Annotated in this window: 15 protein-coding genes; 8 read left to right on the top strand and 7 right to left on the bottom strand. The window is 68.5% G+C overall.

Translation table 11 applies throughout. The features are described 5' to 3' along the window. Positions 1-246: 246 nt before the first annotated feature. The 5 genes from ACZ4RZ_RS03115 to ACZ4RZ_RS03095 all read right to left on the bottom strand — a co-directional run bounded on the left by ACZ4RZ_RS03115 (position 247) and on the right by ACZ4RZ_RS03095 (position 4,608). Positions 247-1,026, bottom strand: coding sequence for a succinate dehydrogenase iron-sulfur subunit (locus ACZ4RZ_RS03115; RefSeq protein WP_467741451.1), 780 nt, complete (start codon positions 1,024-1,026; stop codon positions 247-249). Next, complete coding sequence (sdhA, locus tag ACZ4RZ_RS03110; RefSeq protein ID WP_467741449.1) at positions 1,026-2,780, bottom strand: succinate dehydrogenase flavoprotein subunit; 1,755 nt, start codon at positions 2,778-2,780, stop codon at positions 1,026-1,028. Before sdhA ends, ACZ4RZ_RS03115 begins: the two co-directional genes overlap by 1 nt. Positions 2,781-2,803: 23 nt before the next feature. Further along, on the bottom strand, positions 2,804-3,295 hold the full coding sequence (locus tag ACZ4RZ_RS03105; RefSeq protein ID WP_399076894.1) for a succinate dehydrogenase hydrophobic membrane anchor subunit: 492 nt from the start codon (positions 3,293-3,295) through the stop codon (positions 2,804-2,806). 5 nt (positions 3,296-3,300) lie between these two features. Beyond that, positions 3,301-3,681, bottom strand: coding sequence for a succinate dehydrogenase, cytochrome b556 subunit (gene sdhC / locus ACZ4RZ_RS03100; RefSeq protein ID WP_467741447.1), 381 nt, complete (start codon positions 3,679-3,681; stop codon positions 3,301-3,303). A 306-nt stretch (positions 3,682-3,987) separates the two neighbouring features. Beyond that, positions 3,988-4,608: a 2-oxo-4-hydroxy-4-carboxy-5-ureidoimidazoline decarboxylase gene (locus tag ACZ4RZ_RS03095; protein WP_467741955.1), complete on the bottom strand. Its 621-nt coding sequence runs from the start codon at positions 4,606-4,608 to the stop codon at positions 3,988-3,990. Between the two features lie 255 nt (positions 4,609-4,863). Here ACZ4RZ_RS03095 and ACZ4RZ_RS03090 point away from each other — a divergent pair, with 255 nt between their 5' ends. From ACZ4RZ_RS03090 to ACZ4RZ_RS03065, 6 genes are all read left to right on the top strand, one after another. Continuing rightward, positions 4,864-6,501 carry a beta-N-acetylhexosaminidase gene (locus ACZ4RZ_RS03090; RefSeq protein WP_467741953.1) on the top strand — a complete coding sequence of 546 codons (1,638 nt, stop codon included), beginning with the start codon at positions 4,864-4,866 and terminating at the stop codon, positions 6,499-6,501. Positions 6,502-6,662: 161 nt separating this feature from the next. Further along, complete coding sequence (locus tag ACZ4RZ_RS03085) at positions 6,663-7,436, top strand: DUF4328 domain-containing protein (protein ID WP_467741445.1); 774 nt, start codon at positions 6,663-6,665, stop codon at positions 7,434-7,436. 94 nt (positions 7,437-7,530) lie between these two features. Beyond that, positions 7,531-8,031, top strand: a complete 501-nt coding sequence (locus ACZ4RZ_RS03080) for a hypothetical protein (RefSeq protein ID WP_467741443.1) — start codon at positions 7,531-7,533, stop codon at positions 8,029-8,031. Positions 8,032-8,117: 86 nt separating this feature from the next. Beyond that, positions 8,118-8,690 (top strand): hypothetical protein, encoded by a 573-nt coding sequence (locus ACZ4RZ_RS03075; protein WP_467741442.1) that lies wholly within the window; start codon positions 8,118-8,120, stop codon positions 8,688-8,690. Between the two features lie 189 nt (positions 8,691-8,879). Next, positions 8,880-9,215: a hypothetical protein gene (locus tag ACZ4RZ_RS03070; RefSeq protein ID WP_467741440.1), complete on the top strand. Its 336-nt coding sequence runs from the start codon at positions 8,880-8,882 to the stop codon at positions 9,213-9,215. 112 nt (positions 9,216-9,327) lie between these two features. Then, positions 9,328-10,800: an MFS transporter gene (locus ACZ4RZ_RS03065; RefSeq protein ID WP_467741438.1), complete on the top strand. Its 1,473-nt coding sequence runs from the start codon at positions 9,328-9,330 to the stop codon at positions 10,798-10,800. Positions 10,801-11,019: 219 nt separating this feature from the next. Here ACZ4RZ_RS03065 and ACZ4RZ_RS03060 read toward each other — a convergent pair whose 3' ends face one another. Continuing rightward, the gene (locus tag ACZ4RZ_RS03060; RefSeq protein ID WP_467741436.1) at positions 11,020-13,737 is read right to left on the bottom strand and encodes an FG-GAP-like repeat-containing protein; all 2,718 of its coding nucleotides are present in this window, start codon (positions 13,735-13,737) and stop codon (positions 11,020-11,022) included. Between the two features lie 246 nt (positions 13,738-13,983). Beyond that, entirely contained in the window at positions 13,984-14,517 is a 534-nt protein-coding gene (locus tag ACZ4RZ_RS03055; RefSeq protein ID WP_467741434.1) for a hypothetical protein, read from the bottom strand. Between the two features lie 1,394 nt (positions 14,518-15,911). On the opposite strand from ACZ4RZ_RS03055, the gene ACZ4RZ_RS03050 reads away from it, so the two are divergent. Together ACZ4RZ_RS03050 and ACZ4RZ_RS03045 are read left to right on the top strand one after the other, a co-directional pair. Then, on the top strand, positions 15,912-23,609 hold the full coding sequence (locus tag ACZ4RZ_RS03050) for a golvesin C-terminal-like domain-containing protein (protein ID WP_467741951.1): 7,698 nt from the start codon (positions 15,912-15,914) through the stop codon (positions 23,607-23,609). An 83-nt stretch (positions 23,610-23,692) separates the two neighbouring features. After that, complete coding sequence (locus ACZ4RZ_RS03045; RefSeq protein ID WP_467741432.1) at positions 23,693-24,112, top strand: hypothetical protein; 420 nt, start codon at positions 23,693-23,695, stop codon at positions 24,110-24,112. Positions 24,113-24,233 lie beyond the last annotated feature (121 nt).

The raw sequence follows: 24,233 nt of genomic DNA, 5'->3' as shown, positions 1-24,233 counted from the left end.
CACAGATAGACCCATTCCCCCGAGTCGGGCTCCCCCTCGGGGCTGATCGTCGCCCTGCGCGCCCCGGTCGGATACGCGACCAGCACACGGCTCAGAACGAGAAGCCGCCCCCGCACCCCCATCGCTCCCCCCAAGCCCGGTGTCCATCGAGTATGCCGTCAACTCCCCTTCCCGCACACCATGTACACGACGAAGGCCCCGCTCCCAGAAGGGAGCGGGGCCTCCGGAGACGTACCGGAACGGTCGTCAGAAACGCCGAGTAATCAGCGCCCTCTTCACTTCCTGGATCGCCTTCGTGACCTCGATGCCGCGCGGGCAGGCGTCCGTGCAGTTGAAGGTCGTGCGGCAGCGCCACACGCCGTCCTTGTCGTTGAGGATCTCGAGGCGCTGCTCGCCCGCTTCGTCACGCGAATCGAAGATGAAGCGGTGGGCGTTCACGATGGCGGCCGGGCCGAAGTACTGGCCGTCGTTCCAGAAGACCGGGCAGGAGGACGTGCAGGCCGCGCAGAGGATGCACTTCGTCGTGTCGTCGAAGCGCTCGCGGTCCTCGGCCGACTGGAGGCGTTCCCGCGTGGGCTCGTTCGTGTCCTTCGTGATCAGGAAGGGCATCACGTCGCGGTACGCCTGGAAGAACGGCTCCATGTCGACCACGAGGTCCTTCAGGACCGTCAGGCCCTTGATGGGCTCCACCGTGATCGGCTTCTCGGGGTTGATGTCCTTGATCAGCGTCTTGCACGCCAGGCGGTTCTTGCCGTTGATCCGCATGGCGTCCGAGCCGCAGATGCCGTGCGCGCAGGAACGGCGGAAGGTCAGGCTTCCGTCCTGGTCCCACTTGATCTTGTGCAGGGCGTCGAGGACACGCTCCTTGGGGTCGATCTCCAGCTGGAAGTCTTCCCAGGCCGCCTCCGCCGAGACTTCGGAGTTGTAGCGGCGGATGCGGAACGTGACCGTGATGTAGGGGGAGTCGGCGAAGCCGGGCTCGGGCTGGCCGGCCGCGTCCGCCTTGTCCAGAACAGGGGTTGCCATCAGTACTTACGCTCCATCGGCTGGTAGCGGGTCTGGACGACCGGCTTGTAGTCGAGACGGATGGACTCGGTGCCGTCGTCGCCGACCTCGCGGTACGCCATGGTGTGGCGCATGAAGTTGACGTCGTCGCGGTTCGGGTAGTCCTCGCGGTAGTGGCCGCCGCGGGACTCCTTGCGGGCGAGGGCCGACACCGCCATGACCTCGGCCAGGTCGAGCAGGTTGCCCAGCTCGATGGCCTCGAGGAGGTCGGTGTTGAACCGCTTGCCCTTGTCCTGGATCGAGACGTTCTTGTAGCGCTCGCGCAGCTCCGCGATCTTCTCGACCGCCGTCTTGATCGTCTGCTCCGTGCGGAACACCATCACGTTGGCGTCCATGCACTCCTGCAGCTCCCGGCGGATCTCGGCGACCCGCTCGGTGCCGGTGGAGCTCCGCAGGTGCTCGACCTGCGAGACGACCTGCGAGGCCGGGTCCTCGGGCAGCTCGACGTAGTCGGCCTTCGCCGAGTACTCCGCCGCGGCGATACCCGCGCGGCGCCCGAACACGTTGATGTCCAGGAGGGAGTTCGTGCCCAGGCGGTTGGCGCCGTGCACGGACACGCAGGCGACCTCGCCGGCCGCGTACAGGCCCGGGACGACCGTGGTGTTGTCCGACAGGACCTCACCCTCGACGTTCGTCGGGATGCCGCCCATCGCGTAGTGCGCGGTGGGCTGGATCGGGATCGGGTCCGTGTACGGCTCGATGCCCAGGTAGGTGCGCGCGAACTCCGTGATGTCGGGCAGCTTGGCGTCCAGCTGCTCCGGCGGGAGGTGCGTGAGGTCGAGGTAGACGTGGTCGCCCTCGGGACCGCAGCCGCGGCCCTCGCGGATCTCCGTGTAGATGGAGCGCGAGACGACGTCTCGGGACGCGAGGTCCTTCATGACCGGCGCGTACTTCTCCATGAAGCGCTCGCCGTCCTTGTTGCGGAGGATGCCGCCCTCACCGCGGGCGCCCTCCGTCAGCAGGATGCCCATGCGCCAGATACCGGTCGGGTGGAACTGGAAGAACTCCATGTCCTCCAGCGGGATGCCCCGGCGGTAGACCGCGGCCTGGCCGTCACCCGTCAGCGTGTGCGCGTTGGACGTCACCTTGAAGAACTTGCCGGTGCCGCCGGACGCGTAGATCACGGCCTTCGCCTGGAAGACGTGGATCTCGCCGGTCGCGAGCTCGTACGCGACGACGCCCGCCGAGCGCTTGACGCCGTCGACCTCGGTGATCAGCTGGTCGAGGACGTAGAACTCGTTGAAGAACTCCACACCCTCCTTGACGCAGTTCTGGTACAGCGTCTGGAGGATCATGTGGCCGGTGCGGTCCGCGGCGTAGCAGGACCGGCGGACCGGGGCCTCGCCGTGGTTGCGGGAGTGACCGCCGAAGCGGCGCTGGTCGATCGTCCCGTCGGGCGTCCGGTTGAAGGGCAGGCCCATCTTCTCCAGGTCGAGGACCGAGTCGATGGCCTCCTTCGCGAGGATCTCGGCGGCGTCCTGGTCGACCAGGTAGTCACCGCCCTTGACGGTGTCGAAGGTGTGCCACTCCCAGTTGTCCTCCTCCACGTTGGCCAGCGCGGCGGCCATGCCGCCCTGCGCGGCGCCCGTGTGGGAGCGGGTGGGGTAGAGCTTCGTCAGCACGGCGGTGCGGCTGCGCTTCGTCGCCTCGATGGCGGCGCGCATGCCGGCGCCACCGGCGCCGACGATGACGGTGTCGTACTTGTGGATCTTCATGAGTGGTTGCCTCAGCCCCGTGCCTAGCGGATGTTCGGGTCGAAGGTGAAGATCACCAGCGTGCCCAGCAGAATCGTGAACACCGTGGCGGTGTACAGCAGGCCCTTCAGCCACAGGCGCGTGTTCGCACGCTCCGCGTAGTCGTTGATGACGGTACGCAGGCCGTTGGCGCCGTGCAGCATGGCGAGCCACAGCATGGCCAGGTCCCAGACCTGCCACCAGGGGTTCGCCCAGCGGCCGGCCACGAAGGCGAAGCCGATCTTGGAGACGCCGCCGTCGAGGACGAGCTGGATGAGCAGGTGGCCGATGACCAGGACGACCAGGACGATGCCGGACAGGCGCATGAACAGCCAGCCGTACATCTCGAAGTTGCCGCGGGTCGACTTCGGGGTCTTCTTGGTGCGCTTGCGCGGGGCCTCGATGAGGGGCGCCGGGTTGTCGACGCTGTACGCCGAGAACGCGTCCGCGCCCTCGACGGGGCCGATGCCGGAAGCGGCGGTTTCAGTGGTGGACATCTGCGTCAGCTCCCGAAGACTTCGCGGAATGCGTGACCGAGGACGGGGTACAGGGCCCCGGCCATCAGCACGACCCAGATACCGACGACGGACCAGAGCATCTGCTTCTGGTAGCGCGGGCCCTTCGACCAGAAGTCGACGGCGATGACTCGCAGGCCGTTGAGCGCGTGGAAGAGGATGGCGGCGACGAGGCCGTATTCCAGCAGCGCGACGATCGGCGTCTTGTACGTGGACACGACCTTGTCGTATTCCTCGGGGGAGACACGGACGAGAGCGGTGTCCAGCACGTGTACGAACAGGAAGAAGAAGATGAGGACGCCGGTGACTCGGTGAGCCACCCAGGACCACATTCCTTCCCGGCCGCGGTACAGCGTTCCAGCCGGCACGGAAGAACCCTCCGGGAGCGGGGATTGGGGCCTGCCGGCTTCTGTGTCGGTCGGCCCGGCCGGGTACGGTCCACCGGCCCTGGCCATCGTAGCGACGTGTTGTCGGAACGCTTACAGCGGCCCTATCTATGTGATCAAACTGGCAATCAAACAGGCACGTTCGGGCTATTAACGGGTGAGGTGGGCGAGCTGCGGGCCGCCTGGCGGGTGCGGGTTGTCCGTGGTCGCTCGCGCCCGCGCGGCGGAGCCCGATATGTCACAGCCCCGCGCCCCTGGGCGGAGCCCATATGCCACAGCCCCGCGCCCTTAAAGGCGGCGCTCCAGTACAGGTGACTCGAAAGAGTGCTGTACCAGGCGGCTCAGGCGGCCCTTCGCCAGGCGGCGCAGCTCGTCCGCCGTTATCACCCGTTCCTCCTCGGGGTCGTTTGTCAATCGTGAGCGGATGGCGGCGAGTACCTGGTCGAGGGCCTCCTCGGGGGTCGCGTCATCCAGACAGATCACGAACACATGTCCGAAGCGGCTCTCGTACGCGGCGTGCGCGGCGCTCAGTGCGGTGTGGGCGGCGGAGTACGCGCCGTCCGGGAGCAGGGTGAGCGACTCGCCGGCCAGCGCCTCGGCGAGGTCGGCGGGCGTCAGGTCGTACGCTGCTTCGTCGGCCGCGGCGAGCAGCGCGTCCAGGTCCGGGTAGGGCCGGTGGTCGGCCAGGCGGTGGGCCCAGCGCAGGCTGCGGCAGCAGGTCAGGAGGGCGTGCACGACCGCGTCGGCGGGTGCGGAGTTGAACCCCTCAAGGCGGGCCGGGGGCGGCGCCGCGCTCTTCTGCCCGGGGAGGGCGACCTGGCCGGGGAGGCGTGGGAGACGGTGCGAAGGCAGCGTGGGTCCTCGGCGGTGGGATGGAGGTGGGGCGACGTTGGATCCGAAGACCCGGATCCTGTGACGCCCGTGGACGTGACAGGTGTGTCGGCAGGGGAAGAAGTGAGATTTGTGCCGCTCACGCTATCCAGAAGTGTCAGCAGCTGTCCGATGGATGCCGGAAATTTCACCCGCACGGGAGAGTTTCGCAACGCACGGTGGACTGCGGCTGCGGGGGTGTGGACAGGGGCTTAGGTTCATTCAAGAGGTGTACGACGTCTACGACGGGAAGTGGACCTTGGCGGCCGAAGCGAAGGGCGTGATGCGGTGAGCATGGGCAGGCGGCGGGCGCCGGCGCGGAGCAGAAAGCGGCCGACGTTGATCGCGGCGGGCGTGGTGGTGGCCGGTGCCGTCGCGGCGAGTGTCGCGCTGTGGCCGTCCGGCAGTGACGGTGAGCCCACCGGGGCGAGCGTGCCGTCGGCCGCCAGGTCCGCCGCTTCGCCCACGACCCCGGCCAGGGCCACGCCCTCCCCCTCGCCGACCCGGACGTACCCGCTGTCCCAGACCCCGCGCACCATCCCGGCCGTACGCGAGCACACGCCGGCCCGCGGCCCGGGCTGGCGCCCCGCCACCGGGGCCCGTGTCGTAGTGGACGACGCCGGCCTCGCCGACGAGGGGCGGCTGCTCGCGGGGGAGCTCGCGCTGACGTACGCGGGGGAGACGGATGCCAAGGACGGCGATGTCGAGCTGGGTCTGGACAAGGGGTCCGCGGGCCCGGAGTCGTACACCCTGACCGTCAAGGACGGGCGGGTCACCATCACCGCCCCCACCGACACCGGCGTCTTCTACGGCACGCGCACCCTCAAGCAGGAGGTGCACGGCGGCGGTACGGCGTCCGAGGGCGTCGTGCGCGACCGGCCCGCGAAGCCGCAGCGCGGGTTCATGCTCGACATCGCGCGCAAGCACTTCACGGCGGCCTGGATCGAGGACCGGGTCCGGGAGCTGGGCGACCTGAAGTTCAACCAGCTCGGGCTGCACTTCTCCGACGACCAGGGCTTCCGCATCCAGTCGGACACGCACCCCGAGATCGTGTCGACGGAACACCTCAGCAAGGCGGAGGTGCGCGGCATCATCGACCTGGCGGCGAGCCGGCACATCACCGTCGTCCCCGAGATCGACTCACCCGGCCATCTGGGTGCCGTTCTCGCCGCGCATCCCGACCTTCAGCTGCGCAACATCAACGGGGTGCCCACGCGGGGGGCCGTCGACATCTCCAAGCCCGCCGCGGCGGACCTCATCGACGAACTGCTGAACGAGTACTCGGGTCTCTTCCCCGGCGCGTACTGGCACATCGGCGGCGACGAGTACCAGGCGCTGACGGTGGCGAACCCGGCGGCGTCGTATCCGCAGCTGGCCGCCGCGGCCACGAAGGCGTACGGCTCCGGGGCGAGCGTCGCCGACCTGGCGACCGGCTGGCTGAACGACCGTGCCAAGGTGGTGCGCGGGCACGACCGGACGCCGCGGGCCTGGAACGACGGGTTCTTCCGCGGGGGCACGGTCCAGGCGGACGGTGACCTGCAGGTGGCGTACTGGACGGGCAAGGAGATCGGGGCCCGGCCGCCGGTCGAGTACCTGAGCGCGGGGCGCAAGCTCATCAACTACAACGACGAGTTCCTCTACTACGTGCTCGGGCAGCCGCAGACCTTCGTCTACCCGACCGGGCAGCGCATCTACGAGCAGTGGACCCCGCTCGTGGTGCGGGGCACGGCGGCGGTCCCGGCCACGTACGACGGGCAGATCCTCGGCGGCGTCTTCGCGGTGTGGTGCGATCGCTCGGGCGCGCAGACCCAGGACCAGGTGGCGGCGGGGATCAGGATGCCACTGCGCGCGACGGTCCAGAAACTGTGGGATCCGCGCACACCGGCGCTGCCCTGGGCCGACTTCAGGACGCTGGCGGACCGCCTGGGCTGAGCACGCGGACCGGCCGCGGCGATACGAGTTGGACGTGCGGGCCGGGCGAACCGTATCTTCCGGATGCGTATTCGTATGCCGGGCGCGCCCCCTGGGGAGGGGGCGCGCCCGGCCTCTTGTGTCGGCACCGTCTGAGGTGCCGACGAATCCGGGGGGTTCCCATGACCATGCCACCGCCACCGCAGCCCGCGTCGCAGCAGCCCGCGTCGCAGCAGCCCGCGTCGCCGCTGCCCACGGTGCCTCCGCTGACGTCGCCGCACGGCCCTGCCTGGCTGCGCTCACCGGTCGGCCTCGGGAGGGCCACCGCCGCGCTGCTCGGCGCGGTGATCGCCGCCGACCTCTTCGCGATCTGGGCGGACATCACGATGCGTGACGTGACGGGCGCCCTCGCCGACGGCGACATCGGCGGCGCCGTCCAGCGGCGGGCCGATCACGCGGACTCGCTCTACTCCGCGGCCGGGTACGCGCAGACCTCCACCCTGGTGGCGGCCATCGTCGTCTATCTGATCTGGTTCCTGCGGGTGCGGGTCAACGCCGAGGTGTTCAACCCGTTCGGGCACAGCAAGTCCCGTGCCTGGGCGGGCTGGGGCTGGTTCGTCCCGGTGGTGAACCTCTGGTTCCCGCGCCGGGTCATGCTGGACATCTGGGACGCGAGCACCCCGACGGGCACCCGTGGCTCGCACGGGCTCGTCAACGCCTGGTGGACGCTGTGGATCGTCGGACTGATCGCCAACCGGGCCGGTTTCACCGAGTACCGCAAGGCCGAGACCGCCCTGGAGCTGCACGACGCCACCAGCAAGGTGATGTTCGCGGACGTCGTCGACATCGCGGCCGCCGTGCTCGCGATCCTCGTCGTCCTGCGCCTCACCCGTATGCAGAACGAGACGGCCCTGCGCGGCCCCGACCTCATGGCATCCGCGCCCCGGCACACCTGACCCGGACCGAATCGTCCCTTTCCCTGGCCAACTCCCGCACCCCTGTGGTGTATTCGCCCCGAGTCGCCGAACCGAGACACCGGGGGGAACCGGCATGGGCTACTGGGGCTACTACGTCGTGGGCAGAAGCGAGCGCCCGCTCGCGGAGCTGGAGGCGCTCGCCGGGGCGCCGGGCATGGTGCTGCGGACCGCGGCGCCCGACGGCTGGCAGGTGTGGGAGTACCCGAGCGATGACGGTGACATCGGGAACATGAACACGCTCGCCCGGGAGACCGGCGCGCCCGCGCTCTTCGGGTACGTCATGGACAGCGACTGTGTGGCCCTCGAGGCGGCCGCGCCGGACAGCGGCGTGTGGACGGCGTGTCTGGCGCGGGAGGCGATGGCCGGCTACGTCGGCGGCGAGGACGAACTCGGCGTCGACGACTACTTCCTGGAGCCGACCGACGCCGCCGCCCGGGCCGTCTCCTGGGCCGCCGAGGCCGGGCACACCATCACCGCCGAGCCCCTCCTCGAGGTGCTGACCGGGGACCCCGACCCGTTGGCCGAAAACCTCTTCTTCCGGTTCCTCGACCGGCTCGGCGTGGTGCCGCTGTGACACTCCTGGTCCGTCGCACGCAGTAAGGGGAGGTGCGGGCTCCGTTAGAAACAGGCGCCCTGTCGAGGGAGTTCGAGGGAGGCGTGATGAGCCTGGTGGAACTGATCGCTCAGGCCGACGAGCGAGGTCTGGCGGCGAGCGGTCTGGCTTGTTTGGATCGGTGCGTGCCCCTACTGGGCGGCGATGACGACATCCTGCGGCCCCTGTGGGCGAGCCTGGCGGAACCGGACGCGTGGGGCGCGTGGCGGGAACGCCTGGAGCAGGCGCGCGCCAAGCTCGATGCGGACGCCCCGGAGCCGGCCGTCACCGACGAGGACGAGGCCGCCGTACTCGCCCACCGGATGCTCGGCGCCGTCCCCGCGGCGCCGTCGGCGACCGAGCTGCGCTCCTGGGCCGACGCCTGTTCCGTGGCGGCCCTGCAGATCCACCGGCTCCTCGACGCGGCCGACGACGGCGAGTCCTGTGTGACGGTCCGCCGCGAGGGCCGTACGGACGGCATGTCGCCCCTCGTCGCCGCCGAACTGCGCCGTCAGGTCACCATCCTGGAACTGCTCGCGGGCCGCGGCACGGGTGGACTCCGGCCGGCGCTGGACGTGTCGACCGAGGGGCGGCGGGTGCTGCGGGCGGTGGTGTCGCGCCGGGCGCGGGGAAGGGCATGACGCATCCCGCCGCGTCCGGGTGTAAACCTGTTTCCCTGCGAGATTCCTGTGACCGTCCTGCGGTGGAGATGGCGGTCCTGAGCCGGTGTCGCGAAAACCGCCGGGACGGGTGACGAATTCCGCCCGGAGGGCGCTCTTCCCGATGTGAACGCAACTCAGGAAACCAGGCCCTCAGCTGCGACGAAGCCGATGCGTTGGGCGGCGGACACGGTCGCGACGATGCGCGAGGGCGCGCGGTTGCGCCTCGACTACTCGGCGCAGAGTCTGTGGCGCGTCGACCGGCTGATCGAGGAGATACGCCGGGACGGGGCGCCGTATGCCGCCGTGGAGACCGTGCTGCGCGGTTTCGGCGCGTACGCCGGCGAGGTCGTCGCCCGGTACACGGGCGCGGAGTGGTGGGAGACGGGTGGCGACCACTGGCTGCGCACCCCGGACGGACGGCTGTGGGACCCGATCGAGGAGGCCCGGCGCTGCTACGCCGGCGACGGTTCGCTGCGGCTGTTGTGCCGGGAGGCCACGCGGTAACGAGGGCCTGGCCCAAGCCCGGCGAGATTGCCCGCTCTTAAGGTACGCGGCCGTTCCCAAACGGTTGGCCCCGGAGTGAACATGGGGGCAATCGCCGGACTGGGGAGGCCTCATGGCCGACAACCGTCGTTGGTGGGCGCTGGTCGTCATCGCGCTCGCGCAGTTGATGGTCATCCTCGACATGACCATCGTGAACATCGCCCTGCCGTCCGCCCAGACCGACCTGCACATGTCGGACGGGAACCGGCAGTGGGTGATCACCGCGTACACGCTCGCCTTCGGCGGGCTGCTTCTGCTCGGCGGCCGGATCGCCGACCTCGCCGGGCGCAAACTCACCTTCATGATCGGCCTGTTGGGCTTCGCGGCGGCATCCGCGCTGGGCGGTGCGGCGACGGGTTCCGGGATGCTCTTCGGGGCGCGCGCCCTGCAGGGCGTGTTCGCCGCGCTGCTCGCCCCCTCCGCGCTGTCGCTGCTCACCACGACGTTCACCGACCCCAAGGAACGCGGCAAGGCCTTCGGCGTGTTCGGCGCGATCGTCGGCGCGGGCGCGGCGATCGGGCTGCTGGCCGGCGGCCTGCTCACGCAGTACCTGGACTGGCGCTGGTGCCTGTACGTCAATGTCCCCATCGCGTTCGTCGCGTTCGCCGGCGCGTGGGCGCTGCTCGACAGCGGCGGCCGGCACGAGGACGCCCATCTCGACGTGCCGGGCGCACTGCTCGGCTCGACCGGGATGCTCTCGCTGGTGTACGGCTTCTCCGAGGCGGAGTCGCGGAGTTGGAGCGATGGGCTGGTGCTCGGGCTGCTCGCCGCCGGAGTCGTGCTCCTCGGCCTGTTCGCCCTCTGGCAGACCCGCGCCCGCGTGCCGCTGCTGCCGATGTCGGTGGTGAGGGACCGCCAGCGCGTCGGGGCGTTCCTGACCATCCTCTTCGTCACCATCGGGATGTTCGGGGTCTTCCTCTTCCTCACGTACTACTTCCAGCGCGTCCTCGGATACTCGCCGCTGAAGACCGGGCTCGCCTATCTCCCCATCACCGTCGGCATGATCACCGGCTCCACGCAGGTCGCGGCCCGGCTGCTGAACCGGGTCCCGCCGCGCACCCTGATCGTCCCCGGGCTGCTGCTGGCCGCGGGCGCGCTGGCGCTCATCGCGCAGGTCGGCGTGGAACCGGCGTACGCCTCCCACGTCCTGCCCGGCATGCTGATGCTCGGCCTCGGCATGGGCACCGCGATGATGACCTGCGTCTCGCTGGCCACGGGAAGCGTCGCCGCGCGCGACTCGGGCGCGGCCTCCGCCACCTTCAACACGGCCCAGCAGGTGGGCGGCTCGATCGGTACGGCGCTGCTCAACACGATCGCCGCGAGCGTGACGACGCGGTACGCGACCGCGCACGCCGGGCCCGGCGTCGACCGCCGCGCCCTCGCCTCCCGCGCCACCGTGCACGGCTTCAACGTCGCCACGTGGTGGGCCATGGGGTCGCTGCTGCTGGCGGCGCTGATCGCCGGGATCCTGGTGGACGCGCACCGGGTGCCGACGCCCGAGGGGCGCCCGGCGCCCGTGCCGGAGCCGGTGGAGAGCACCGGGTGAGTCCGGGACTCCGACGACGTCGGTGGCGCTGGGAACGCACAACGGCCGAGACCTCGTGCAGTGGTAAGAGGTCTCGGCCGGGTGGCCCTCCCGCCGCGGCGGTCCCGGGGGAGTCGGAGCGGCGCGGCGGGAGAGCCGGAGGGGGTGCGGATGTTTTCCAGCCGTGGCCGGAAAGCATCCACACCCCCTCCAGCGCACGCGGCGCCGCGCCCATCACACCTACGGGGTGAGCAGCTGCCCCAGGTGCGCGCCCGTCGGCGTACCGAGCTGGCTCTTGCTGTAGACCGCGCCCTGGGTCAGGCCGAGCCCCGTGCTGTTGCTGGGCACGTACAGCAGGATGCCGTCGCCGCCGTCCTCGCCCTCGGTGCCGAGGGTCAGGTCGGTGCGCCCGTACCCGGACAGGTCGGTGAGCGAGACGGCCGAGCCCAGCTTGTCGTCGGTCTCGGTGGAGCCGGGGACGCCCGAGGTGCCCTGCGAGACGGCGATCGCGCCGGAGCCGGTGAGGCCCGTCGAGGTGCCCTTCAGGAGAATCGCGGTGCCCGCGTTGGAGCGGTTGACGCCGTCCCGAGTGATGTCCTCGTTCGGGGCGCCCGCGAGGACGTCCGCGTAGCCGTCGAGGTTGTAGTCGCCGACGGACACCGACGAACCGAGCGCGTCACCGGACTCGTTGGCGCCCGGCACACCCGCCGTGTCCTGCTGGATCGTCGTCATGCCGGTGGTGGTGAAGCCGGTGCCGGCGCCGGGGACCATGGTGACCTGGCCGCCGGAGACCGCGCCGGACTCGGAGGTGTACGGCTGGCCGATGACGATGTCGTCGTAGCCGTTGCCGTTCACGTCGCCCGCCGCGATGGAGCGGCCGCCCTTGACGCTGATCGTGGACACCTTCGTCAGGCCCGACGCGCCGCCCTTGAACCAGGTGACCCGGCCGATGCCGCCCGCGTCACGGTAGTTGAGGGCCACGTCCGCGTAGCCGTCCCGGTTGAAGTCGCCGGTCGTGGCATCGGGGTACGCGATCGCGCTCGTCGACGTGGTGAGGGTGCCGGTCTGGGTGGCGCCGCCGGTCAGGCGGGCGTTCCAGTTGCCGCCCTTGCCGGTGCCGGCGGCGAACACGTCCGCCTTGCCGTCCGCGTTGAAGTCGCCGACCGTGACGGCGGAGCCGAGCTTGGCGCCGGCCGCGGTGACGCCCGACGTGGCGTATGAGAGACCGGAGTTGAGGGCGGGGCCGTACAGCACGGTGACCGAGCCGCGGTCGGCGTTGCCGCTCGTGTCGTCCTCGCCGGGCGCGCCGACCGCGAGGTCCGCGTAGCCGTCGCCGTTGATGTCGCCCCACGCGGTGGCGGCGCCCCAGTTGTCGCCCGCCTCGGAGGAGCCGGGAACGCCCGGGCTGCTCTGGGTGAGCGTCACCTTCGACGCGGTGACCGGGCCGTTGAGGCCGCCCGGCACGAGGGTGACGCTGCCGACGCCGCCCGACACCCTGGGCGTACCGGCGACGAGGTCGCTGATGCCGTCGCGGTTGTAGTCGGCGGTCGGAATCGCGGAGTTCTTGCCGGCGCTCGCCGCGTACCGGCGGATCTCGGCGAGCTTCGGGTAGAGGTTGGCGCCCGGGCAGGCGGTCGCGTTGGTGTCGCGGTGACCGAAGACCGTCGGGAGCGTGATCGACGTGCCCTTGTCGACGAGGTTGCCGTCCTGGCCCTTGGCGCTGCCGGACACCAGCGTGACCTTGGCGTTCGGGTCGACGCCGTACATGCCGAACTTCCAGGCGACGATCCGAGCGATGGCCTCGAGCCCGGCGCGACTCGGCTTGGCGGTCTCGTAGTTGCCTATGTACGAGATGCCGACCGTGTTGGTGTTGAAGCCGACGTCGTGCGCGCCGATCACCGGGAGGTCCATGCCGCCGCTGCGGCCCTCGAAGATCTGTCCGCACTTGTCGACGACGAAGTTGTAGCCGATGTCGAAGAAGCCGCGGGAGAAGTGCTCCTGCTGGATGGTGCGCAGCCGGGCCCGGGACTCACCGCAGGACAGCTTGTTGTCGCTGTCGACGCCCGTGTGGTGGACGACGGCCGCCTTGATCTCGGTGCCGTACTCGGGGGTGCCGTCGTAGTCGGTGGAGGCGCCCCATTCCGCCTGGGTGATGATCGGCGGCTTGACGACCGTGGAGGGGCGCGGCGCCGGGACGGTGTCGGAGGGGGAGGGGGTCGGGCTCGGCGGCTCCGTGGTGGGTGGGGCCGTGTCGGTCGGCGACGCGGTGTCGGTCGGCGACGCGGTGTCGGTCGGGACCGGCGGGTCGGTCGGGCTTGCCGAGTCGGTGGGGGTCGCGGAGTCGGTGGGTATCGACGGGTCCGTCGGCGCGGGCGTGGTCTCCTCCGCCGGGTAGGCGTACGCGGCGGGCTCCGTACCGCCCTTGGCGGCCGGATCGGTGCCCGGGTCGAGCAGCCTGACGTCCATCCCGGACGGCTGGCCCTTCGCCTCGGTGCCGTCCGCGCCGACCACGCGCACCTCGACGCCGTCCGCGTCGCCGGTCCACACGGACGCGGTGCCGCCGCGGGTTCCGGCCCGCTCGGCCTCCGTGCCGTCGGCCGAGAACGGGTCGTCGGGCAGCTTCTGCCAGCCCGACCACTTGCCCGTCTCCAGCTCGCGGTAGCGGACCTCCGGCGTGCCCTTCGGCTTCGCGTCGGGGTCGCTCCAGGTCAGCAGGACGGCGCTGAACCGGTCGGTGTCCTGCTTGTCCAGGCCCTTGCGGCCGGAGCCCTCGTCCTTGAGCTTGACCGTGTGCATCGCGGGCTTGCGGCCCTTGGCGTCCCGGTCCGGCTGATCGGTCGGATTCGCGACGGCGTAGGTGACAGCTCCCGCCCCACCCAACACGACCGCCCCGATGGTCAGCCACGCTCTCCGCTTGAGACTCAGCGGCTTGTACGCATGGGTCGTCCTGCGACTCAAATGTCCCACCCCTAGAGAACCTTCACGATTGACCCACCCGTCTCAGGGGTGGCTTCTTGTACAGCGCACGTGAATTGCCAAACATCACGGCGCTGGATGTGCCGTACATCACTCCGGAACCGGGCGGCGCCGGTGCTCACTTTGCGCGTGCTCGCTTTGCGCGTGTGCGCGCGGACAGGGCGACCGCGCTGAGGACGACGGCGGTGGCGAGCGCGACGCGGACCGCGCCCCGGCCCGCGGACGCCATCAGCTGCCCTCCTGGCCGGTCGCGTTGGCGTCCGACGGCTCCGGCGAGGGCAGCTCGCCCTGGCAGGTGGCGCGCCCGAACTTGCCGAAGGCGGTGGCGGTCTGGACGTGCTTGCCGCGGATGGCCAGCTGACAGCTGGCCCGTCCGCCCTTCTCGCCCAGGGTGATGGTCACGAGGGGCGCCTTGCCGAGCGGCACGCTCACGGTCTTCTTCCACGGCAGCGTGACCCCGTCCGCCACCACGGCGTCCCCGGACTCGCTGCGCGCCTGGTACGTGATGTCGGCCGTGCCCTCGCCCGCGACCTCGTACGTCACCGCGGCGGTGGGCACGTGGTGGTGCTTCGGCTTCTCGGCGGTGTTGAACACGCCGTAGACGACCAGTCCGGCGCAGGCGGCGAGGAGGACACCGCCGATCGCGATGCCGCGCCTGTCCACGCCGTTGGACGCCCCGGAGGACTTCCCGGCTTCGCTCCGCTCGTCATCGGCGGCAACCGCTTCTCCCGCGGCGCTTTCCGTGGTTTCCGTCGATGGCATGGGACTCGGCTTTCGGTAGGTGCGCATTCTTCGGTGAATACACAGTCGGGGCACAGGAACGGGGTTTATAGCGCATGGCGGGGGTGCGGGACCAGCTCGCGGATGAATCGGACGAATCGCCTCCGCTCCGTTAACTGTCCGAATTGTTACTGCCGTTGACAAAGCTCTTCGCGGCCGATTACAACTCACGGCGCCACACAGGAAGTGCACAGCGGCTCGGTGTTCGGCCCAGGTGGCAGTGCTTGCAGCAGTCGTCCGACCGGGTAGCCCGGTCGGCAATTCGGCGTGCCCGAAAACGGCACGCGTGACACGCGCTCGCGAGAACGCGCTTGTGTCACGCGCGAGAACGACCGATTAGGGACGCCGTAATAGAAAGGGCATTGGGCGTGAAAGTCCGATACGGGAGAGTGGTCTCCTGCCTTGTGGTGTCCGCGGTCGTGAGTGCCGCGTTGCCACAATTCGCCTATGCCGCCTCGTCCTCGGGCGATGACGGGGGCGGCAAGGGTGTCGTCGATACGGTCAAGGGCTGGTTCTCGGACGACGAGGGCGGGGGCCGTGGCAAGCCCCCGTCGCACGACGAGTTGGGGATAGCCGACCGGCAGAAGCTGCCGAGGGGCAAGGACGCGCCGAAGGCGAAGCGGGTCAGGGAGCTGACGGGCAAGCGCACGCCGAGTGCCAGGTTCTGGCAGATGTCGGACGGCACCGTGCAGGCGGAGTTGTCGGCGGTGCCGACGTCCTACCGCGACGGCACCGGCAAGAAGGCGGCCTGGAAGTCGATCGACACGGCGGTGCGGGAGAGCGGGGCGAAGGGCTTCGAGTTTTCCAACACCACCAACAACGGCCGCAGTTGGTTCGGCAAGGACGTCGATCGCCTGGTGCGCTTCGCGGTGCCCGACGGTCGCTCGGTCACCCTCGGCCTCGACGGCGCGGACGGCTCGCTGAAGCCGAAGGCCAAGGGCTCCACGGTCACGTACGAGGACGTGGCGCAGGGCGCGGATCTGGAGTACGCGGTCGGTCCGGGCCGGGTGAAGGAGAACATCACCCTGGCGAAGCGCCCTTCCGGTCCACTGAAGTTCACCTTCACGCTGGACACCGACGGGCTGACGCCCAAGGCGCGCAGGGACGGCTCGATCGCGCTGTACGGCGAGTTGCCGCATACGCCGGAGCTGGTGATCCCGGCGCCGTACATGACGGATGCGAAGAAGGCCGACCGGTCCGTCTTCGGGAAGACGTACAGCACCAAGGTCACGCAGAAGCTCACCAAGGACGGCAAGTCCTGGAAGCTGACGGTCGCGCCGGATGCGAAGTGGCTGGCGTCGAAGGAGCGGCAGTACCCGGTCGTCATCGACCCGACGATCACCATCGCGCCGTCGCCGACCGACTCCCAGGACACCATGGTCCTGTCGGATCAGGCGTCGACGAACTTCAACACGACCTGGAAGCTGTCGGCGGGCAAGACCGACACGGGCATCTCCCGGTCGCTGATCAAGTTCCCGCTGAGCGAGATTCCTTCGGGTACGAAGATCGATTCGGCGCGTCTGGAGATGTATTTCGACCAGGCGCACACCACCAATGCCAACGATGTCACCATCGGCGCCTACCGGGCGACCGGGGCGTGGACGGAGTCGACGGCGAACTGGACCAACACCAGTGCGCTGGTGGGTGAGCTGTCCGGTACGAGTGTGCAGGTGGACGACGGGGATGCCGGGACGACGGCCGCGGTGGGTTCCTGGCCGTCCTCGACGTCGTCGTTGACGCAGTACGCGATCGGCAGTGACTACCGGTCCAACAAGGACACGGTGGCCGGGGACACCTACACCTGGCAGCCGAAGCTCCCGGAGACTGCCTCCTACCGGGTGGACGCGCACTACGTGGCCGCCACCGACCGGGCCACCAACGCCCCGTACACGGTGACCGGCAAGGACGGCACCGCGACGTACACGGTCAACCAGCAGACGGGCCCCAACGGAGTGTGGGCGTCGCTGAACGGCGGCTCGCAGATCAACTTCTCGGCGGGTACGACGGGCAAGGTCGTCCTCGGTGACGGTCCGGCGTCGGCGACGACAGCGGTGATCGCGGATGCGGTGCGGTTCGTGAACCCGGCGTCGATCGTGAAGAACGTCGGCGAGTACAACCAGTGGCACAAGTTCCCGGTCACCGACACCGTCCAGCAGTGGCTGGACGGCACCTCCACCAACAACGGATTCGTCCTCAAGGCCACCGACGAGACGTCCACCGCCCCGACCGGCGGCCCGCGGTATGAGTCCGGTGACGGCGACTACGGCGGCGAGACGGCCACCATCCCCCGGCTGACGGTGACGTATGGCAAGGTCGGCACGACGCTGAACTCGCCGACGGTGGTGCATGGCACGGGTCCGGAGCTGTCGTGGAAGGCGTACACGAACACCACCGGTGACTCCGGCCTCGACCCGGTCGAGTACCAGCTGCACCGCTCCACGCAGCAGGTGTTCACGCCGTCCGCGGCGACGCTGGTCGCGCCGATCGACAAGTCGGTCACGGCGTACACGGACACCACCGCGACACCGACCCCGGACTCCTCCTCGGAGGAGATCGGGCGCTCGTACTACTACCAGCTCGCGGTGAAGACGAAGGACGGCCAGCTGCTCGGCTCGCCGACCCGCATCATCGGCGTCCCCAAGGCCGGCCGCACCATGCGCCTGATCCAGGGCACGTCCGGCGTCACGGACACGACCCTGTCGTCCGGCCAGCCGACCACCAACGAGGACACCATCGCCTCGTTCGGGGTGGGCCAGAAGTGGCTGGAGGTGGGCAACAACTCCACCACGTATGGCAAGGCCCGCGCGGCGATGAAGTTCACCACGTCGAGCATCCCGACCTCGGCCACCGTGCTGGAGTCGCGGCTGTTCATGTGGGGCGCGGAGACCACCACCAGTACCAACGGCGCGATCTACGAACTCCACGGTCTGACCAAGGACTTCGACGAGACCACGGCGACGTGGAACAACGCCAACTCGACCACGGCGTGGACGACGGCGGGTGGTGACTACTCGGGCACCGTGTCGGACACGGTGGGCACGGTCTCCGAGGTGGGCCGGCACTGGTGGGACGCGACCTCCCTGACACAGGGCTGGATCAAGACCCCCACCAGCAATCACGGCGCGCTGGTCAAGCTGACGGACGAGTCGACCACCGGCCCGCAGGAGCGCACCCTGTTCCTGTCGTCGGAGGCCCCCGACCCGCAGCTCGGCCCGCTGCTGCGCGTGATCTACGTGGACTCCACCACCGACGACACGTACTACGCGCCGCAGACCCCGGCCCGGATGACCCCCAACTCCACCTACACGGTGGACATGACGGTCACCAACACCACCGCGAGCGCGTGGGCGGCGGGCGAGCGGGTGATGTCGTACACGTGGAAGCTGCCCGACGGCACGGACGTGACGACCGGCGGCAACCAGGCCTCCACCGCGATTCCGGCGCTGAACCCGGGCCAGTCGGCGACCATCCACGCCACCGTCAACACCCCGATCAACTCGGACTCCGGCAGCAAGCGCACCGAGTACGTGCTGGGCTGGGACGTGAAGAAGGTCTCCGACGGCAGCTGGCTGTCGGCGACGAACACCTCGATCGTGCCGTTGAAGCAGAACGTGGCGGTGGAGGATCCGACCTCCAACGCGCTGGGCCTGGAGAAGTTCTACTCCTACACGGGCAAGAACACCGGTGCCGGGTCGACGGTCATGAACAACCTGGCCTCCGGCAACAGCGTCTGGTCCTACGACGCGTTCACGAACCCGGGCCGGGGAGTGGCCACGTTCGCGCGGTTCGCGTACAACTCGCTGGACACGAGCGACACGGTCTCGGGTGCGGGCTGGTCGGCGCAGCTGGCAGGCCCCATCCGCCTCGGCGCGTCGTTGGACTTCCACCCGAACCCGAACCCGACGGAGATCCGTCTGCCGGACGGGGACGGGACCACGCACGTCTTCACCAAGCAGGCCGACGGCAGCTGGAAGGCTCCCGCAGGCGTCCACTACAAGGTCACGATGAAGGCGGGCCTGAACTGCACGCCGGACAAGGACCCGGTGCCGGACGCGTGGACGCTGCTGCGCCCTGACGGCACGCAGTTCCTGTTCGGCTGCGACGGCTACATGACGTCGATCGTGGACAGGAACGGCAACGCGCAGTCGTTCACGTACGAGGAGCGCAGGTCCAAGAACAAGCCGACCAAGTTCCTCACCTACATCACCGATCCGGCCGGTAGGCAGTCCCTGACGGTCGACTACTACAAGAAGGGCGACGCGTCCTACAGCTACATCGACAGCACGGGTGCCAAGGTCTCCGGCACCAGCCTGACCGACCCGGACATCTACGACCACGTGAAGTCCATGACGGACATCTCGGGCCGCAAGATCTCCTTCTACTACACGGTCGAGGGCCTGCTCGGGCAGTTCACCGACGGCGACGGCTCCGCGCAGCCGAAGGTGTTCAAGTTCACCTACGACGCCACGCAGGGCAACAAGAACGTCAAGCTGGTCAAGGCGACCGACCCGCGCGGGCACGGAACGCAGCTGGCGTACTACGCCCCGCAGACCGGCGACGACCCCAAGTACCACTGGTGGACGAAGACGGTTACGGACCGGCTGGGCGGTAACACGGGCTTCGCGTACGCGGCGGACACCGTGAACACCAAGTTCACCGACACCACGGTCACCGATGCGGAGTCGCACGCCACGAAGTACGTCACGGACGACTTCGGCCGCGGCGTCCAGACCACCAACGCCAAGTCCCAGACCACCAAGATGAGTTGGGACGCGGACAACAACGTCACCTACCTGGAGGAGGCCAACGGGGCTAAGACCGCGTACTGCTTCGACCAGAAGACGGGCTACCCGCTCTGGCAGCGCGACGCGGAGAACAACAAGTCGGGCGTGCCGGATCAGACGTCCACCTGTGTGTCGGACGTGTCCAAGTGGCCGGCGAACGCGGCGAAGTACGAGTACCAGACGCGCGCGGACGGCTTCTCGGCCGACCTGTTCCGCAAGACCTCTCCGGAGGGCCGCGCCTGGCAGTTCGGCTATGACTCGTTCGGTAACCTGAAGACGGTCACCGACCCGAAGGGGGTCGCCACCGCGACTGCGGGTGACTACACCACGTCGTACGAGTACGACTCCTACGGTGAACTGACCAAGGCCACCGACGCCAACGGCCACGCGACCGTCAACTCCGACTTTGGGCCTACCGGTTACCCGAAGACGATCACCGACGCGCTGACCAACTCGACGACGTTCGAGTACGACGAGCGCGGACAGGTCACCAAGGTCACCGACGCCAACCTCAAGGCGACCACGCAGACGTACGACACGTTCGGGCGTCCGCTGGTCAGCACCGTGCCGAAGGACCAGGCCGCAGGTGTCCTGATCACCACCCCGGCCCCTGTGTACGACGAGAACGACAACGTCACCCAGGCGACGTCACCGGGCGGCGCGGTCTCCACGGCGGTGTACGACAACGCGGACCAGGTCACTTCGGCCACCGCGCCGAAGGACACCTCCACGTCGGACGAGCGGACGTCGTCCTACACGTACGACAAGGTCGGCCATCTCAAGACGACGACGGAGCCCAAGGGCACGCTGACGACGTCGGACGCCACCGACTACGTCACCACCAACAACTACAACGAGATCTACCAGCAGACGTCCGTGGTGAACGCGACGGGCGACAAGGTCAGTTACGAGTACGACAACGTCGGCAACGTCGTCACGGTCATCGACCCGAAGAAGAACGCGACGGCGGACACCACCGACTACACCACCAAGACGACCTACGACCTGGACCACCGGGCCACGCAGGTCGCCGACGCGGCGGGCAAGACGTCCAAGCGGTCCTACGACAAGGACTCCCTGGTCGTCTCCACGACGGACGCCGAGAACAACACCACGCTCATCACGTACGACGAGCGCGGCAAGCAGACCGAGGTCAAGGTCCCGCACGAGGGCACCACGACGCGCTCGACAAAGTACGAGTACGACCAGGTCGGCAACACCACAAAGGTGCTCAGCCCGCGGGCCGTCGCGGCCGGTACGACGACCGCATTCACCGCCCGTTCCGAGTACGACGCGCTGAACCGGCCGGTCAAGCAGTACCAGCCCTACGACCCTGCGGATGCCCGCTACAACAAGTCGGACATCTACACGGAGACCACGTACGACAAGGTGGGGCGGGTGGCGAAGACCTCGCTGCCGCCGTCGGACGGTGAGACGGTCCGCAACGACACCACCTACGACTACTTCGACAACGGCTGGACGAAGTCGTCCACGGACCCGTGGGACATCGCGACGACCTACGACTACAACGACCTGGGCCAGCAGACGGCCAGGACGCTGACGTCGGCGGGCGGTTCCTCGAACCGCACCATGTCGTGGTCGTACTACCCCGACGGCAAGCTGAAGTCGAAGTCCGACGACGGCGTCCCGGTCGGCAAGTCCGTCGTCCTGGCCGACAACTCCGACACCCAGAACACGTCGTACACCGGCACCTGGACGAAGGGGAACATCACCGGTCAGCAGGGCTACGACCATCAGACCCACGCGGCGGGTACCGGTACGGACGCCTTCACGTGGACGCTGAACATCCCCAAGGACGGCACGTACACCGCGTACGTGAAGTTCCCGAAGGTGACGGGCGCCGCGACGACGGCCAAGTACACGCTCACCCATGGCACCACGACCGAGCCGTCGGTGACGAAGGACCAGAACGCCAACACCGGCACCTGGGTCAGCCTGGGCACCTACTCGCTCAAGCAGAGCGAGGACGCCAAGCTGAAGCTGGACCAGAACAGCGGCGGCATCGCGGTCGCGGACGCGGTCAAGCTGGTCCGTGACAACTCCGCGGACACCGACAACGAGAAGAAGACGTTCGCGTACACCTACGACGCGAACGCCAACCTCACCAAGATCGACGACACGTCGTCGAGCGCGACCATCGACGCGTACACGGTCACCTACACGGGCCTCAACCAGGTCCAGAAGGTCACCGAGTCGCTGTCCGGGACGGAGAAGAAGTCCACTTCGTACACGTACGACGCGAACGGCCAGCCGGACACGATCACTCACCCCGACCAGTTCTCCAAGTACACGTACGACCTGCGTGAGCTGGTGAAGACGGTCTCGGTCGGCAAGTCGTCCACGGACGCCTCGCCGAAGGTGACGTCGTACACCTACACCGACCGCGGCCAGCGGCTCCAGGAGACCAAGGCCAACAGCAACACGGTCGACAACACGTACTACCTGGACGGCCCCGCCAAGTCGACGACGGAGAAGAAGCCGAACGGCACTCTCGTCGCCTCGCACACCTACGCCTACGACCCGAACGGGAACAAGGCGCAGGACGTCGCGAAGAAGATGAACGCCGACGACCATGCGGCGTACCTGTCCTCGACGACGGACTACACCTACGACCCGGTCGACCGGCTCGCCAAGTCGGTGAAGACGGGCAACGGCGCCGCGACGGAGACGTACGTCCACGACGACAACGCCAACGTCGTCAGCCAGACCGTCGGCTCCACGTCGACCAACTACAACTACGACCGCAACCGCCTGCTCAGCGCCACCACCAGTGGTGTGTCGGCGAGCTACACCTACGACCCGTTCGGCCGCCAGGAGTCCGTCACCTCGGGCGGCAAGGTCATCGAGCGGAGCGTGTACGACGGCTTCGACCACGTCGTTCAGTCCCAGAAGATGGACGACACGGGCACGCTGAAGACGACCACGTACACCTTCGACCCGCTGGACCGCACCGCCTCCAAGACGGCGGACGGCAAGACGACCGACTACGAGTACCTGGGCCTGTCCGGTGAGGTGCTGGACGAGAAGGTCGCCGGCACGCTGACCAAGTCCTACCAGTACAGCCCGTGGGGCGAGCGCCTTTCGCAGGTCAAGCGCAACAGCGACGGCACGACGGAGGACGGCTACTACGGCTACAACAGCCACACCGACGTCGAGACCCTGACCGACAACAACGGCGACACCCAGGCTACGTACGGCTACACGGCCTACGGCAAGGACGACGCGTCCGAGTTCACCGGCATCGACAAGCCGGACGCGGCGAACCCGACGAAGGAGGCGTACAACCCGTACCGCTTCAACGCCAAGCGTTGGGACGCCCAGTCCGGCACGTACGACATGGGCTTCCGCGAGTACAGCCCGGGCCTGAACCGCTTCACCACCCGGGACATGTACAACGGGGCGCTCGCGGACATGGGGCTCGGGGTCGACCCGTACACCGGTAACCGGTACGCGTTCGGAGGCGGCAATCCCACGAGCTTCATCGAGCTCGATGGACACACCAGCTGCGACGTCACGGGTATGTGCGGTGGCGTCTACCGCGAAACCCCGATGATCAAGCACGAGGAAGCGGAGGGAATCAACCTCTCGATCCAGTCGGAAACCCCCACGTATTTGTCGGACAAGGGGCAGAAGGCGTGGAACGACGCGCTCGACGAGGTGCGGTCGCACAGCAGCTTCTTCGCCAACGGCGCGGAAACGGCCGAGGGACTGGCCGCGATGAGCGAGCTGTTCTGGGGTACGTACTGCGGAAAGGTGAAGAAGAGCGAGTGTCCTGCGGCGCAAATGAACGCGACATCGCTGCAGGACTTCGGCCTCCGCACAGTCGACACCGGCCTGGGTAATCGCCTCGAACCCATGGCCGCCGCCGGCTCGGTCGCCGGTCTGACGTCCGCCCAGGCGATGAAGAAGCTCATGGACCCGGAGCACCTTCGCGGCCAGAGCGAGGAGTACATCGTTGAGCTGGCGGAAAAGGCGGGAATGTCCACCGCGCCGATGAAGCCGACTTCCGCGACAGGCGGACGTGGCACGCGGATATTCAAGCCCGGCGATTCGAACGTGATGCTCTTCATGGAGGCGGGCGATCCGGAGAGCACCAGCGCGGACAAGGTCCACGAGGGGCCGTATGTCAAATATCAGATCTCGGGTGCCGGGAAGGACGGCGCTTTCCGTGTGCCGATCGCAGGAAACCCGCACCCCGAGCTCGGCGGGGAAGTTCCCACCGTGTCCCGGAGGCGCATCATGCAGTTCCTCTTCGGAATGGAGGAGTAAGAGAAATAGAATAGGGCTGTAAAGCCCGCAGATGGCCGGTCGGCCGGGTCTTCGGATGCCGCCCGACCGGCTACACTGCTGCCATGCCTGATTTCTCTTCATTTTCCCCGGATCGGTTCGCGGATGCACTTCGTCGTGGCACCGACGGGCTGTGGTCCCTTGACGCGTCTGTCTGGCTCCTGGAGCATCATGGGGCTTGGCTCAGCAGCCCCGAACTGCGGAATCTTGCGCAAGGGGGTGTCGATGAGAACGGCGAAGTGTGGGCGGGATTCGATGTCCGCCGGATAAAAGAGGCGATCGATTCCGGGGAATTCGGGGAATGGCGTGAGGATCTTGCGATCCTTTTGGTGGCCATGAGCCTTTACGGGGATTTCCCGATCGCCCTTCGGTACACCTGTGAAAATATCTCCAAGGAGAACCTCGCGCTGATCAGCGAAGCCCTGTTCAAGGCTTGCGGTTACGAGGTCGAACTCGCCGTCGCAGAAGGCCGCGACGACTCGTGAGCAAACGTCACCACCCCACCGAGAAGCGGCCGTGGACAGAACAGTGACCGCGCCGGAGGATCATCTTCGCGTCGCTCGTGGTTCGACCTCTACGACTTAGCTCGTGGACCTGATGCGTTGA

Source organism: Streptomyces sp. NPDC027189 (assembly GCF_055566975.1).
Note: the sequence above shows the minus strand (reverse complement) of the source record. Positions and strands in the feature narration are given on the sequence as shown.

Coding starts and splice junctions, on each gene's coding strand:
- ACZ4RZ_RS03055 (WP_467741434.1), bottom strand. CDS start 14,517: ATGCCATCGACGGAAACCACGGAAAGCGCCGCGGGAGAAGCGGTTGCC.
- ACZ4RZ_RS03085 (WP_467741445.1), top strand. CDS start 6,663: ATGACCATGCCACCGCCACCGCAGCCCGCGTCGCAGCAGCCCGCGTCG.
- ACZ4RZ_RS03050 (WP_467741951.1), top strand. CDS start 15,912: ATGGTCCTGTCGGATCAGGCGTCGACGAACTTCAACACGACCTGGAAG.
- ACZ4RZ_RS03090 (WP_467741953.1), top strand. CDS start 4,864: ATGGGCAGGCGGCGGGCGCCGGCGCGGAGCAGAAAGCGGCCGACGTTG.
- ACZ4RZ_RS03075 (WP_467741442.1), top strand. CDS start 8,118: ATGAGCCTGGTGGAACTGATCGCTCAGGCCGACGAGCGAGGTCTGGCG.
- ACZ4RZ_RS03080 (WP_467741443.1), top strand. CDS start 7,531: ATGGGCTACTGGGGCTACTACGTCGTGGGCAGAAGCGAGCGCCCGCTC.
- ACZ4RZ_RS03065 (WP_467741438.1), top strand. CDS start 9,328: ATGGCCGACAACCGTCGTTGGTGGGCGCTGGTCGTCATCGCGCTCGCG.
- sdhA (WP_467741449.1), bottom strand. CDS start 2,780: ATGAAGATCCACAAGTACGACACCGTCATCGTCGGCGCCGGTGGCGCC.
- ACZ4RZ_RS03070 (WP_467741440.1), top strand. CDS start 8,880: ATGCGTTGGGCGGCGGACACGGTCGCGACGATGCGCGAGGGCGCGCGG.
- ACZ4RZ_RS03105 (WP_399076894.1), bottom strand. CDS start 3,295: ATGTCCACCACTGAAACCGCCGCTTCCGGCATCGGCCCCGTCGAGGGC.
- ACZ4RZ_RS03045 (WP_467741432.1), top strand. CDS start 23,693: ATGCCTGATTTCTCTTCATTTTCCCCGGATCGGTTCGCGGATGCACTT.
- ACZ4RZ_RS03115 (WP_467741451.1), bottom strand. CDS start 1,026: ATGGCAACCCCTGTTCTGGACAAGGCGGACGCGGCCGGCCAGCCCGAG.